Raw genomic sequence first — 14,288 nt, 5'->3', positions numbered from 1 at the left:
ACCCGCTTTCGCCGGTGACGGGCGTTTCTGTCAAACCCCGGTGCACGATGGCGATTCCGCGGCGATGGCGCGATCGATCATCATCCGCGAGCGGACGCCGCCGGCATCGATGTTGAGCTTGAGCAGGCGCCGCTCCGGCCAGCGCGAGAGGTTGGCCTGCTGGCTTTCGAGCATTTCCAGATCCTCGCCGAAGATCTTGCCCTGGCCTTCGCGGATGGTGTCGGTCAGCGCCGTGTCCGCGACCGCGAAGCGCCGGGCCATGCCCCAGAAGTAGTGGTGGCTGGTCTCTGTTTCCGGGGTAATGAAATCGACCACGATGCTGGAGGCCTTGACCGCGTCCGGTGCGTCATAGCCGCCCCGGCCTTCCAGCGCGACGCCGACCTCGATCATTACGTGGCTGGGCAGGGAGAAGCGGCAGACCTGCCAGCGGTCGACCGTCGCGTCCGCGGGAAGACCGGCACCGCGCAGCGCCATCTGCCAGAATGGCGGGGCCTTCACGCCGTCCATGAAGCGGCTGGTGACGACCTCGCGGGCGTCCGCGCGGGTGCGCACGGGCGCCTCGTCGATCTCCTTCTGGCCGATGCTGCTGGCGTGGACATAGGTCTCGTGCGTCAGGTCCATGAGGTTGTCGATCATCAGCCGGTAGTCGCAGGCGATGTGGTAGTAGCCGCCGCCATAGGCCCACTCGTCGCTCTCGGCCCATTCGAGAGGGTGGAGCGCGGCCGGATCGGCGCTGTCTGCGTCTCCGGGCCAGACCCAGAGGAAGCCGTAACGCTCCAAGGCTGCAAAGCGGCGGGCAGACGGGAAACCGCCGACTTTCTGCCCCGGCATCCCGGCGACTTTGCCCCGGCAGTTCACCGCCAGTCCGTGATAGCCGCAGACGAGTTCGCCATCGCGCAGGAAGCCCAGCGACAGCGGCGCACCGCGGTGCGGGCAGAAATCCTCCAGCGCGGCCACTTCGCCATCGGCGCCGCGGAAAATGACCATGCGTTCGCCGCAGATCGTGCGGCCCAGTGGGCCATCGGCGATCTCGTCGGGCGTGCCGGCGACGTACCACGCATTGCGGGGCCATGGCGCCAGCTTGGCCGGTGCCGGCCTGTCGGCCGCCCGGGTCATGGTCTGGGTTTCACCTTCCACCGTCCACTCCTGATTCTTGTTTATTGGATCCAATAAACCTCTAATTGGATCCAATGTCAACATGGGTGGGCAACAGAAGGGTAGGGCCGGGCAGGGTTTGCCAAGCGGGCATAACGCCCCGGTTTGACGGCGCCGCGCGCCATCGCTACCGCCTCTCGCCATGATCGCCCTGCTGTCTCCCGCCAAGACGCTCGACTTCGAGCGCGTGCTGCCGCCCCTCGCCGCGACTATCCCGCATTTTGCCGAGGAAGCGCTCGGCCTTGCCCGTTCGGCGTCGAACCTGACGCAGAAGCGGCTGTCCGAACTGATGCATATCTCGCCCAAGCTGGCGAAGCTGAACGCGGACCGTTATCGCGACTTCCCCGAACTGCCCGAACGCCAGGCGCTCTTCGCTTTTGCGGGTGACGTCTACACCGGCTTCGAGGCGCATACGCTGGACGAGGCGGGCGTCGCCTTCGCGCAGGATCACGTGCGCATGCTCTCGGGCCTCTACGGGCTGCTGCGCCCGCTCGACATGATCCGGCCCTACCGGCTGGAAATGGGCACCCGCTGGGCGCCGCGCCACAAGAGCCTGACCGACTGGTGGGGCTCCCGCATCGCCGCATACTTGCGTGAGCAGGTGGCCGAAGAGGGTTCGGGCGCGGTGCTCAACCTTGCCAGCCAGGAGTACTTCGCGGCGGTCTCCGGCAAGCTGGAAGGTCTGCGCGTGGTCGACGTCGACTTCCGCGAGCCCGGACCGAACGGTCCGCGCTTCATCAGCTTCAACGCCAAGCGCGCGCGCGGGATGATGGCGCGCTGGATGTGCGAGCATCACATCACCGACATCGAGGCGATGCGCGGCTTCGACAGCGACGGCTATCGCTTCGATGAAGAGGCGAGCGAGCCCGACCGCTGGCGGTTCACCCGCGCGTGAGTGCGCGCGGGACCTGGGCCGTTGTGATCGGCGCCCCGGGCGGAGCGTTCGAGGAGACCTAGCACCTCCCTTACCCCGCGATCATGCCAGAGCTTGACATGCATGGTATACTAAATACCATTCTGTTGAGGTTTGCGCTGTCGTTCCCCTGAATTGAACAGCCGAGCACATAGCTATGGAGCCGGCACATGTTCAAAATCCGTCGATCACACCCCGTGGTCCCCTTTGCCACAGCCGCCAGGGTGAATCGCCGCGCCATGCTGGGCAGCAGCCTTGTCGCTCTGGCCATGGCCACTACGCGGCCGCTTCGTGCCGCCACGCCACAGGTGCGTCAGGTGAGCGAAACGCTGGCCATTCCCGGCGGGCGTTTCATCGTGGGCCGCGACAAGGGGCGCATCACCAGCCTGCGCGATGCGAGCGGGCGCCTGAGCGGCGATGTTCTGAAAGCGGGGGCAAGGCTGGGCAACCTGTGCGGCGTGTGGCGCACGCAAGGGGGGGCGTGGTCGCGCTTTGATACCGCCGGGATGTCAGGGGCGATAGAGGCGCTGCCCGGGCAAGGGGCTGAAATCCAGTACCCGCTCGCCAAGGGGGTGAGCCTCTCCTGCCGGCTCCTGCTCGATGGCGAATGCCTGAAGGTCCTGGTCAGGATCGAGAACGCCACCGCCGCTCCCGTCGAGTTTGGCGACGTGGCGCTGCCTTTGCCGATCAACAGGATCGACGATACCAACAAAGACCCGGACGCCTTGCTCAAGCACAGCTTTATCGCGGGCCAGTCTTCCCATGTTTTCTGGCGGCACAAGGATGTGAGCAAGCCCTGGCTCGCCATGCTGCCCGAGAAGGGCTCTTCCCTTGAATATTGGGATGCGCCCAAGGACTCGTCCGATCTGTACCGCGTCTATTTCCATGCCGCCGCCCAGGTCGCCGCTGTCCGCAAGGCGGGGTCGCGCTGGCGCCTTCCTGCCAGCAGCCTGATCGTTCCGGCGGGCGAAAGCCGCGAGATGGGCGTCCGCTTTCTCCTCGTCGATGGCCAGGATGCCATGCGGCGCGCCATCGCCGACCATGGCCTGCTCGATGTCGAGGTCGTGCCCGGCATGACGGTGCCTGTCGGCAGCGAGGTCCGCCTCTCGTTTGGCTCACGCGTGCCGGTGGAGGCGCTGATCGCCGAACATGGGGCCGAGACGAGGATCGCGGCGGCGGGGCAGCGCGCGAACCGCCAGGTCTATGTCCTGCGTTTCGAGCGACTGGGCGAAAATCATATCACCGTGCGTCAGGCGGACGGCGGGATCACCACGCTCGAATTCTTCGTTACGCAGGCCGTCGAGACGATGATCGCCAAGCGCGGGGCCTTTATCGCCGCCCACCGGCACAGCGATCCCGCGGCATGGTACAACGGGCTTCTGGCCGAATGGAACATGGAGACGCAGACCCTCCTGGGGCCCGACAACTACGACCGCATCACGGGCTGGCGGATCTACGAAGTCACCTGCGATGATCCCGGCCTGTCGAAACCGGCCTTTCTCGCCGCCAAGAATGCCGAGTTCCCGGTGCAGGCCGAGATCGATGCGCTCGATGACTATGTCGAGCATTTCGTCTGGGGCGGCCTGCAACGCTCGACAGCGGAAAGCCAGGCCTATGGCATTTACGGCATTCCGGACTGGCACCGCAACCGCACCAGCAGCGATCCGGGCCCGCGCGGGCAGATGCACATCTGGCGCGTCTATGATTACCCGCACATCGCCGTGATGTATTTCTCGCTGTACCGGATCGCCCGCGACCACCCCGACGTGCGTACGCGCCTTTCGGCGGCCACCTATCTGGAGCGCGCCTTTGGCACGGCCAGGGCGATGTTTGTCATTCCCAGGCAGGTCGCGGACTGGGATGCCAACTCGATCGGCTATTACAACGAACTGGTGATCCCCGATGTGATCGATGCGCTGCGCCGCGAAGGGCGCAAGGATGAGGCCCAGGAGCTTGCCGCCTTGTGGGAGGCCAAGGTCCACCATTTCGTGAATGAGGTGAGCGACCTCTACGTCTCGGAATATGCCTTTGATTCCACGGGCTTTGAATCCACGCAGGCGATCGCCCGCTATGGCATGGACCGGCCGGAGCGGTTTGCGCCCGACAAGGTCCGCGCCTTCAACCGCGCCCAGATGGAGGCGAACCTGTTCTGCCGCGGGTGGTTGCAGCCCTCCTATTACTACCTCGGCTCGGATTATCGCGCGTCTGCTGGCGATGCCTATACGCTCAGCTATATGGCGCAGATGGGCGGTTGGGCGATCCTCGACCATGCGCTTCACGACGTCGACGATCCGCGCCCCCTGCTGCGTCTGGGCCATGCCGCCGCGCTCAGCAGCTGGGCCTTGCTCAACAGCGGCACGCCCGACAGCGGCTATGGCTACTGGTATCCCGGCGCTGCCAATGATGGCGGCGCGGGCGGTGGTTTCGAGCCCGCCGCCCTGGGTGAGACATGGCTGAACCAGCCCCACCGGCACGGCTCATGGTATTACGCGTGCGAGATCGATCTGGGCTTTTGCGGGGCCTTGCGCGCGGCGCGCACCACGCTGGTCGATGATGATCTTTTCGGCCGGATCGCGATGGGCGGAGAGTTCCGCGAAGAGCAGGGCCGCCTGCTCGTCAGCCCGCGCGATGGGGTGCGCCGCCGTTTCCATGCCCGCCTTGGCACGGCCGGGCTCGACCTTGAAGTGCAGGGCGGATGCCGCTTTGCCGCCAACGCCTCGATTGCCCTGAAACCTGATCTGAGCGCATGGGAAGCGGTCATCGAACACGCGCAGGGCCCGGCGCGCAGCGTGCGGATGATCGTTTCATCCCCTGCGGGCAAGGACGCGGGGATACGGCTGCATACCGCCTCCGGCGAGGCCCGTGAAGTCGCACCCGGTCATTTCGAGATCCAGATTGCCCGGGGCAGCCGCTCCACGCGGATCTTTGGCGTGAAGGGCTGACCGGCGAAAATCGGTCGGGGCTCAAGCCGCGCAGGCCATGCCGGGGCGGATCGCCCCGGCATGGTGTATTGCACGAATTTACCGCCTAGATCCGCGCGCGCAGGGTTACGCTGTAGCTGCGCGGCTCGCCGTAGATCAGCCCGTCGTAGAAGCCGTACTGACGGTAGTAGGTCTTGTCGGTGAGGTTGGTGACATTGGCGGAAATCTGGATGTTGTCGGTCACCTGATAGCGCGCCATCAGGTTGACCAGGGTATAGCCGGCGACCTTGAGATTGGCGGCATCGTACTGGCCGCCCCCCAGCGGGCGGCCGGGATTGGTTGACCATTCGGTCTTGCTCTGGCTGGAAATGCCGCCGCCGATGGTCAGGCGGTCCAGTGCGCCGGGTAGCGTATAGCTGGTCGAAAGCCGTACCACGTGGTGCGGATCGCGCTGGTAGCCAAGGCCCTTCACATCCAGGTAGCTGTAGCCGAAGAACAGGTTCCAGCCCGGCAGCACCTCGCCCGAGGCATCGAGGTCGATCCCCTTGGAGATCACGCCGCTGACGGCGCGGTAGATCGTCTCGCCCGTGGTTTCGTGGATCAGGCCGGTGCTTTCGGCAACGTTGCTCTGCTTGTTGCGGTAGAAGGCGAGCGAGGTGTTGAGCTTGCCGCCGTAGAACGCGCCCTTGATGCCCGCCTCGTAGCTGGAGCCGGTGACGGGATCGAGCAGCTTGTCGTTCTCGTCCCGCAGATTGCCCTGCGGCGTGAACATGTCGGTGTAGCTGGCATAAAGCGAGATTTCGCGCGTCACGTCGTAGACGAGCCCGGCGTAGGGCGTGAACACACCCTTTTCCCGCGTGACGGCGGCGTCGGCAGTGTAGACGTTGCTTGCCGTGTAATCGCCGCCATGGGCCTTGTAGTCGCTGATGCGCCCGCCGGCGATGGCGGTCAGGCCGTCCATCAGGCTGAAGCGGCCCGCCACGTAGCCACCGATGTTGCGGGTCTTGTCCACCGAGCGGGCATCGGTGCGGAAGGTCTCGAAATTGGCATAGGACCCGTCCCAGCTGCGCCAGTCGTCGATCGGCAGGCCGGCCGCGCGGTACTGGCAGCCGCTGTAGGGCGTCACACCGGCGATGCTGCAATTGCCGAGGGCATTGCTGAAGGTGTACTGCGTGATCCGGTCCCAATAGCCGTTGATGCCGATCATCAACTGGTGTTCGCGCCCGAACAGATGAAGCGGGCCATTGGCGGAGACATCCATGTTGTCCCGTCCGCTATCCGCTTCGGAATGGAAGGCATTGAGGTAGGCGCCGGTGCCGTCCTGATTCCAGAAGCCCGCAAAACCGCCGACGTTGCGGGCCGCGTTGTTCACTTTGGCGATGCCCATGTTGTTGTAGGCGCTGCCGTCCGTGCGCGCATAGCCCAGCCGGACGCGCCAGCCGTTGTCCCATTCATGCTGGAGGTTCGCGAAGGCCGTGGTCGCCTTGCGGCGCGCGATGCTCCAGTCGGTGACCGGGTTGGTGCTGCGCGGCAGGTGGGCGAGCGTGCCGTCGGCAAACCAGATCGAGACGTTGCTGCCCCAGGTCGCGCCCTTGTTGATGGTGCGCTCGTACTGGACGCCGCCGTTCAGCACGGTCTTCGGGCCAAGGTCGACCGCGAAGTTGGCCAGCACGCCGCGCCGGTCGATATGTTCGCGCTCGCGGAACGTGTCGGTGCTCTCGTCGGAGAAGACCAGGCGGCCGCGCACGGTGCCGTCGGCCGTGACCGGGGCATTGAGATCGGCCATCACCCGGCGCTTGTCCCAGTTGCCCAGCGTCAGCATGCCGGCCGCGCCCAGCTTGGTCGTCGGCTGCTTGCGCTGGAGGTAGATCGTGGCCGAAGGATCGCCGGTGCCGCCCAGCAGGCCATTGGCGCCGCGCACGATCTGCACGCTGTCATAGAGGTCCATGTTGGTGGAGGCGCCGCCGCTGGTCAGACTGCTCCGGCCATCCACCTGCATGCCGTCGATGCGGTAGTTGGTGATCTCGAACCCGCGCGCGCGGTAATTGGTCCGCCCCGCGTTGTCGTTGGAATAGGAAGTGACGCCCGGCGTGGTGGCCAGCACATCGTCGATCGTCTCGATCTGCTGGTCGTCCAGCAGCTGGCGGGTGACGACGGTGACGGTCTGCGGCGTTTCGCGCAGGGTCAGCGGCAGGCCGATGGCGATGCTGGCTTCTTGTCCGGTGTAGGACGATGTCTCTTCCGTGCGCTGGCCGGTGACGACGATCGACGGGGTGTCCGCGTCCTCGGCCGCGGCGGGCTGAGCCCAGCACAGGGCGACGGCAAGCGCTGCCAGCGAGCCGCGCGCAGCGGTTCGCACGGAATAGGTTGGTTTCACGGTGAAAGCCCCTTATAATGCAATTCATTCGCAACAGGGGCGCCCACTATCACCGAAGGGCTTGGGGTAAATCCGTGGAATTGTGCAATTTTGTCAGGTCTTCCGGCCCTTTGTCACGTCATGTAACGGGCGTTGAAATCCACCGGTATGCAGCGGTAAATCCGTCGTGACCGATATTCTGGTCGTCGACGACGATGCCGACATCCGCGAACTGCTCTGCACGTATCTGTGCGAGGCGGGGATGGGCGCGAAAGGCGCCGCGGATGGCGACGAGATGTGGCAGTTGCTGGAACGCTACCGGCCCGACCTGATCATTCTCGACCTCATGCTGCCGGGGGAGGACGGGCTCACGCTCTGCCGGGCGCTGACGGCGCGGCACGACATTCCGATCATCATGCTCACCGCACGCGGCGCGCTGATCGATCGGATTGTCGGGCTCGAACTTGGCGCGGACGATTATCTCGCCAAACCGTTCGATCCTCGCGAGCTGCTGGCCCGGATCAACGTCGTGCTGCGCCGGGCAGCGCGCTCGGCGCTCCAGGCACCGCCGCCTGAGCCCGAGACGATCCGGTTTGCCGGATGGCAGCTCGATACCCGCCGCAACCTGCTTCAGCAGGATGACGGGGCCGCGCACGTGGCGATGGGCGGATCGGACTTCCTTGCCTTGCGCACGCTGCTGCGCCACCCTTACCGGACGCTGAGCCGGGATTTTCTGGCGCGCGAGGTCTATGGACGGGAGCGCGATCCGAGCGACCGGGCGATCGACATGTGCATCAGCCGCCTTCGCCAGCTTCTGGGCGACGATGCCCGCAGCCCCTCGCTGATCCGCACCGTCCGCAATGGCGGATATGTGTTGGCGGTGGATGTGGCGAACGGGGGCTGAACGGGGCGCGCTGATGCCGATTTTCCGCAAGGGCAATCGCTCCGCCTCGCTGTCGGCGCGGATTGCCGGCATCCTTGTCGCCGGGCTCCTGCTCGCCCAGTTGCTGACCAGCACCATCTGGTTCGAAAGCCGCCGCCGCCAGATGCTGGAGATCCCGGCGCGCGTTTTCGCCACGCGTGTGGCCGACGCCCTGCGCCTGCTGGAGGCCCGCCCGCCCGGCGACCGCGCCGAATTGATGGCGGCGCTTCAGGCGCCGGGCCTTTCGCTGCGCTTCGCCCCGCACCTGCCGGCGCCGCAAGCTGGGGTGCAGGACGTGCAGCGCTCGTCCGCGCTGCTTCAGCACACGATGCGCGTGCACTTGGGCCGACCGGTGGAGGTGAGGGTCATCAGTGCGCAATTGCTGGACGACCGCGGGCGGCCCGCGAACACTTGGGCGATGCTGTCCGCGCAGGAACCGGCCGCGCAATTTCGCGTCGCCGTCCGCTGCGATCCCGACGATCCCTGGTTGCTGGCCGAGGGGCATGAGGATGAGAACGGGGCCGACTTGGACCGGGTCGGGACCATCGCCGACTATGTGGTGCGCATCTATGCCCTGCGCATCCTGATCGTCGGGCTGCTGACCTGGTTCGCTGTGCGGCTGTCGATGACGCCGCTGAAACGCATGGCCGATGCGGCCGAGGCGCTGGGGCGCGACATTCACAGCCCGCCGCTGGAAACCTCGGGCCCGCGCGAGGTGCGCCGCGCCGCCGAGGCATTCAACGCCATGCAGCAGAAGGTGGTGGGCCATATAGAGGAGCGCACCCGCTTTCTGGCCGCCGTGTCGCACGATTTGCGCTCCCCCATCACGCGCCTGCGGCTGCGCACCGAAATGCTGCCTGACGAGGCGCAGAAGGCGGGTTTCCGCAAGGATCTGGTCGAAATGGAGGAGATGGTCGATGCAACGCTGTCCTTCATGAAAGGCGGCGCCGATGAGGAATTGACCGGAGATATCGATCTCGACGTGATGCTGGGGGAAATGGTCGCGAACTTGCGCGACCATGGGGCGGCGGTGACGCTGAGCGGATCGGCCAACGGCAGGATCGCCGGGTTTCCGAACGGGTTGCGGCGCTGCATCGGCAATCTGGTTGAGAACGCGCTGCGCTATGCCGGCAGCGCGCAGATCGTGGTTTCAGCAAGTCCCGCATACATCGCCATCACGGTGCAGGACAGGGGGCCGGGCATACCGGAGGAGGCGCTCGACCTGGTGTTCGAACCGTTCTACCGGCAGGAGGATTCCCGGAACGTGGCGTCCGGCGGCGTCGGCCTGGGCTTGAGCATCGCCCGCGATATTGCCGCGGCCCATCAAGGCACGCTCTGGCTGCGCAACCGGTCCGGGGGTGGGCTGGAGGCCAATCTTCGGCTTCCCCGAGGGGGCTGCCGCACGTAATATCAACGTGCGTCAAACTTGCTGGGCAAGCCCGCGCGGCGTCTGGAGCGAAGAAATGGCGGCCCCGAAAGGCCGCCATCCCTCACGCTTCATCCGGGTGGTTCAGAAACGAACCTTGGCACCCATGGTGAAATAGCGGCCGATGGTGTCGTAGTGGATCGCGCCGTAAGTGGTCAGCGGCGGATCGCGGTCGAACAGGTTGTTGACGTTGGCGAAGAGGGTGAACTTGTCGATGTTCACCTGTGCGCCGAGGTCGACGTAGACGCGGGCCGAGATGTCGTTGTTGGCGATGTCCAGCGCATGGTTGAACTTGCCGCCGCCGACATAACGCACGCGGGTGTCGAGCGAGAACGTGTCGCTCGTGTAGGTGACGATGCCGCTGGCACGCCAGTGCGGGGTGCCGAAGCTGACGTTGTCGCCGACGTCGCCCGCGCGGTCCACGGTGGTGGTGCCGTCGTTGATCAGGACCTTGGGAACATAGGTGGCAAGGCCGCGCAGGCGCAGGTTGCCGCCCAGGTTCGCGGCGATCGTGCTCAGCGGGAACTGGTAGGTGCCCTCGATGTCGATGCCCTTGGTCTTGTATTCGGCCAGGTTGATGTAGGTGGTGTAGATCGTGGTCGGCGCGCCGGAGCCATCGCGCACGATCTGGCTGCACAGCGAGGTATTGCCGTTGTCGCAGCCCGAGACGATGTCCTGGGCACCCAGCGAGGTGATCGCGTCGCGCAGCTTGATGTTGTAGTAGTCGACCGAGAGGTTGAAGCCCGGCAGGAACGAGGGCGTGAACACCGCGCCCAGCGTCAGCGTGCTGCCGATTTCGGGCTTCAGGTCGGCATTGCCGCCGCCGTAGCGGGTGACCGAGTAGGTGTTGCCGTTCTCCGCCACGGTCGAGAAGCTCGTGGTGGTGGTGGTGAACAGTTCGCTGAGGCTGCCCGAGCGGATGTCGCGCGAACGCGAGACGCGCAGCAGCAGGTTGTTGAAGATGCGGTCGGTCAGGCCCAGCTTCCACGACCAGATGCCGCCGCTGGTGCTGTAGTGGCTGTAGCGCGCCGCACCGTTGACATCGAGCTTGCTGAACGGCTGGTCGAGCAGCGGCACGGCGACTTCGCCGAAGAACTCCTGCACGTTGAAGCCGCCGTTGAGCGGCGAGAAGTTGAAGCGGCTGAAGCCCTTGGCGGCGGAAACCGCGTCAAGGCCGCTGGTCACCTGTTCTTCCCAGCGCGCTTCGGCGCCGACCGCGATCGAGACCGGGCCCGCCCAGGTCGAGAACGGATCGCCGCGCAGGCTGCCGCCCATCGAGTCCAGCTTGGTGGTGTAGACGGCGCGGGCGGTGTTGCCGAAGACATAGTCGATGGCGGCCTGGCTGGCAGTGCCGGTGCCCAGGATGTTGAGCGGGGCGCAGGCGGTATCCGGGTCGGTCAGCGCCACGCGGCAGACGATGTTGCCGCTGGAATCCGTCACCGCATCCAGCGCGTTGGTCAGGTTCGTGCCGGTGATCTGGTTGTGGTAGCTCTGCATGTTGCGCATTTCGCCGTGGCTGTAATAGGCGCTGTAGCGCCACTTGCCGTCGGCGAAGCTGCCGTCCACGCCGATCGCGCCTTCCACGTTCTGGCGGTAGTAGTCGAAGTTGCGGTAGCCGTAGTCCTCGAACACGCGGCCGACCTTGATGCTGGTTTCGCCCGCGGCGGCAAGCTGGCTGCGGATCGTGTCCGAAAGGTAGGGGTTGGCGGCCGAGATCGTGTAAGTGCCGCTTTCCGCATAGAAGGGATAGCTGGCCCAGATGCGGCTGTAGCTGCCGTCTGCCCAGAAGGTGGCGTCGCCCACCTCGAAGCTGGCGCGGGCGTAGGAGTTCACGCGCTGGTAGGGGTTGGTGAGGGCGTATTCGTCGTTGGTGGCAACGCCCTCGCCGCCGACCATGGTGGTGCCGCTGATCTGGCTGCCGTACTGGAAGGCGCGCAGGGTGCCGTCCGCGTTGAAGGTCTGGCCCTTGAGCGTGCCCGAGGTGATCAGGCCGCCGAGGCTGGTGTTGGACGCGTTGACGTCGCGCACGAGGATATAGGCATGGTCGCCGCCGACCGGCGAGAACAGGTTCGCGCTGCCGACGTTCTTGCGCGAGTTGCGGTCGAGAATGCCTTCGTCGTTCTGGTATTCGGCGCCGATCATGAAGTGGCCGCGGCCGCCTGCGAACCTGGTGCCGAATGTGCCGTCGAAGCTGTAGCGGTAGCCGTCCCCGCGCGAGGAGATGCCGTTCTGCGCGCCGATGGTGAGGCCTTCGAGCTCGTCATCGAGGATGATGTTGACGACGCCGCCGATGGCGCCCGAACCCCACGCCGCCGAGGCACCGCCGGTGACGACGTCGACGCGCTTCACCAGGCCCTGGGGAATGGTGTTGAGGTCGGCCGCGCCGGTGAAGCGGCGGTTGTTGAGCAGCGTCAGCGTGCGGGTGACGCCAAGGCCGCGAAGGTCCATCGCCGAGGCGCTGGAGTTGGTGTTGGCGACCGTGCTGGCCGGGGTCTGGGTGGCGCGGAACTGGGGAAGGTCGTTCAGGACCTGCGCGATGCTGGGACGGGCGCCGAGGCGCAGTTCGGTCTCGCCCACGACAGTGGTCGGCGTCGGCGCGTCGAAGCCCTTGCGGTCGATGCGCGAGCCGGTGACGACGATGGCGGAGCCGGCATCGCTGGCTTCATCGGCAGACGCCGAATTTTGAACGCTCTCCTGCGCCATGGCGGGCTGGGCAAGCGCGATGGTCACACCGAGGGCGGCAGTGCCCCCGGTCAGAAACTGGCGGAACTTGCGGTTATAATCACGCATTTTTGTGGACCCCTTGTTGAGTTTGTCCGGCCGCCCCTGAGCGGCTGTCCTGGTGAAAAATGGGAGGAGGGCGTCAGCCTTCGGCGCGGCGGAATTCGACGTCGTAGGCACGGCTTTCGCCGAAGCGCAGGCTGGTTACCTTGCCGCTGGCATCGCGCTTGAACTTGACGGTGACGGCGGAAGACTGCGGCAGCGCGTCGCCGGTGAAGACGTCGGCGTACGTCACCGTCAGCGGGCGGCCGGACCAGCGCGGACCGTCATAGACCAGCGCATCGCCCTGCTGGCGGAAGGTCAGGCAGCCGCCGGTGTCGACGCCGCAGAAGCGGCCGGTGTAGTCCTTCGGATCGAAGGCGGTGACCTGCTCGACCTTGCGGTAGGGGATGCGCTCGCCCTCGCGGTTTTCGCGGACGAGGCCGGATTTCGTAAAGGCGAAAATGTCCTCGCGCAGCGCCCAGCGGCCTGCGCTTACCGCCACCAGCGGACGGCCATCGGCGGTGAGCTGGCCTTGCGAATCGGCGGCGAAGCGGATCGGGAAGCCGGTCATGCCATCGGCGTAGAGGCCGGTCGGCAGCGGCGCCTTGGGCGTGTAGGGCCTTGCCTTGAAGGCGGGCAGGAACACGTCGGCGACGGCGCGGCCCAGCGTCGGCGTATCGGCATTGCCGCCGTTGCACAGCAGCGAGACGGCGAGCTTCTGCCCCGGATAGCGCGCCATCCAGGCGCGGTAGCCGCCGGTCGAGCCCGAGTGGCTGACTTCCTGCTCGCCATTGTGGTCGAGGTTCACCAGCGCCAGGGCATAGGCGATGCGGGTGCCGTCGTTCAGCGTGGTGGGTTGCTGCATTGCCTCGGTGAAGCCGGGGCCGAAGCGGTCGTCGTCGAGCGCCGCCTGCCACTTCACCAGATCGCCCACGGTGGTGAGCAACCCGCCGTTGCCATAGGCGTCCTCGATCACCTGATCGTTGCGATAGAGGCCTTTGTCGAAGTCGTAGGCGCCGGTGCGGCCCGCCACGACATCGCCGTGGTCGTCGCGCCAGCGGGTGTGGGTCATGCCCAGTGGCACGAAGATGCGGTCGTGCGTGAAGTCCGTCAGCGACTGGCCGCTTACGCGCTGGACGATGATCGCCAGCAGGTTGAAGTTGCTGTTGCTGTAGAGGTAGTGCGCGCCGGGGGCGTAGTTCAGTTCCTTCTGTCGGACCAGGATGCCGAGCATGTCCTGATTGTCGGCCGTGCGGCTGTTGCGCGGCCAGCCCTCGATCGCGGCGACCGAGCCCCAGTCGCGCAGGCCGCTGGTGTGGTGCAGCAGGTGGCGGATCGTGATCGGCGCGCCGTAGTCCGGCATTTCCGGCATATACTTGCGGATGTCGTCATCGAGCGAGAGCTTGCCCTCGCGGGCCAGCATCAAGGTGGCGGCGGCGGTGAACTGCTTGGAATCGGAACCCGCTTCGTAGATCGAATCGAGCCGGGCCGGCACGCCCAGTTCGAGGCTGGCCATGCCGTAGACGCGCTCTGCAATGACCTGCCCGCCGCGCGAGACGGCAACCGCGCAGCCCGGCGTATCCTGATGGTTCCAGCGGGCGAAGAGGGTGTCGACGGCGGCGATCTGGGCCGCAGAGGCTGGAGCGGCGGCCGGAGCGGCGGCCGGAGTGGCGGCGGGCGCTGCATGGGCAACGCTGGAAAGACCAATGGCAGTCATCACGCCGGCAATCGGCGTCAGGCTCAACTTCATGTCGCAAGATCCCCTTCGATCCCGCAACCCGCCGCGCAGGGCGCAGGCGGTGTTGCGTTCGAGGGGGAGAGCTAGAGCGCTC

The 14,288-nt window shown here is 66.1% G+C and carries 8 protein-coding genes; 4 read left to right on the top strand and 4 right to left on the bottom strand.

Annotated features, from left to right (window positions below; translation table 11 throughout):
• Positions 1-30: 30 nt before the first annotated feature.
• Positions 31-1,137 (bottom strand): aromatic ring-hydroxylating dioxygenase subunit alpha, encoded by a 1,107-nt coding sequence (locus tag DM450_RS22380; protein ID WP_260610530.1) that lies wholly within the window; start codon positions 1,135-1,137, stop codon positions 31-33.
• A gap of 160 nt (positions 1,138-1,297) precedes the next feature.
• Here DM450_RS22380 and yaaA point away from each other — a divergent pair, with 160 nt between their 5' ends.
• Together yaaA and DM450_RS22370 are read left to right on the top strand one after the other, a co-directional pair.
• On the top strand, positions 1,298-2,050 hold the full coding sequence (gene yaaA / locus DM450_RS22375) for a peroxide stress protein YaaA (protein WP_142639250.1): 753 nt from the start codon (positions 1,298-1,300) through the stop codon (positions 2,048-2,050).
• Positions 2,051-2,307: 257 nt separating this feature from the next.
• Positions 2,308-5,010: a DUF5695 domain-containing protein gene (locus tag DM450_RS22370; protein ID WP_142639248.1), complete on the top strand. Its 2,703-nt coding sequence runs from the start codon at positions 2,308-2,310 to the stop codon at positions 5,008-5,010.
• Positions 5,011-5,095: 85 nt separating this feature from the next.
• Here DM450_RS22370 and DM450_RS22365 read toward each other — a convergent pair whose 3' ends face one another.
• Positions 5,096-7,366 (bottom strand): TonB-dependent siderophore receptor, encoded by a 2,271-nt coding sequence (locus DM450_RS22365; protein WP_221889499.1) that lies wholly within the window; start codon positions 7,364-7,366, stop codon positions 5,096-5,098.
• Between the two features lie 166 nt (positions 7,367-7,532).
• Between DM450_RS22365 and DM450_RS22360 the strand changes: the two genes are divergently transcribed.
• Both DM450_RS22360 and DM450_RS22355 read left to right on the top strand, forming a co-directional pair.
• Entirely contained in the window at positions 7,533-8,249 is a 717-nt protein-coding gene (locus tag DM450_RS22360) for a response regulator (protein ID WP_142639246.1), read from the top strand.
• Between the two features lie 13 nt (positions 8,250-8,262).
• Positions 8,263-9,675 carry an ATP-binding protein gene (locus tag DM450_RS22355; protein WP_142639244.1) on the top strand — a complete coding sequence of 471 codons (1,413 nt, stop codon included), beginning with the start codon at positions 8,263-8,265 and terminating at the stop codon, positions 9,673-9,675.
• 102 nt (positions 9,676-9,777) lie between these two features.
• Here the strand turns inward: DM450_RS22355 and DM450_RS22350 are convergent, their stop codons facing one another.
• Positions 9,778-12,483 carry a TonB-dependent receptor domain-containing protein gene (locus DM450_RS22350; RefSeq protein WP_142639242.1) on the bottom strand — a complete coding sequence of 902 codons (2,706 nt, stop codon included), beginning with the start codon at positions 12,481-12,483 and terminating at the stop codon, positions 9,778-9,780.
• A gap of 73 nt (positions 12,484-12,556) precedes the next feature.
• Positions 12,557-14,206 carry a serine hydrolase gene (locus DM450_RS22345; RefSeq protein ID WP_260610526.1) on the bottom strand — a complete coding sequence of 550 codons (1,650 nt, stop codon included), beginning with the start codon at positions 14,204-14,206 and terminating at the stop codon, positions 12,557-12,559.
• Positions 14,207-14,288: the final 82 nt, after the last annotated feature.

Source organism: Sphingomonas sp. IC081 (genome assembly GCF_006874585.1).
In the GTDB taxonomy this organism is placed as follows: Bacteria; Pseudomonadota; Alphaproteobacteria; order Sphingomonadales; family Sphingomonadaceae; genus Novosphingobium.
This window is presented reverse-complemented; position numbering and strand designations above follow the sequence as displayed.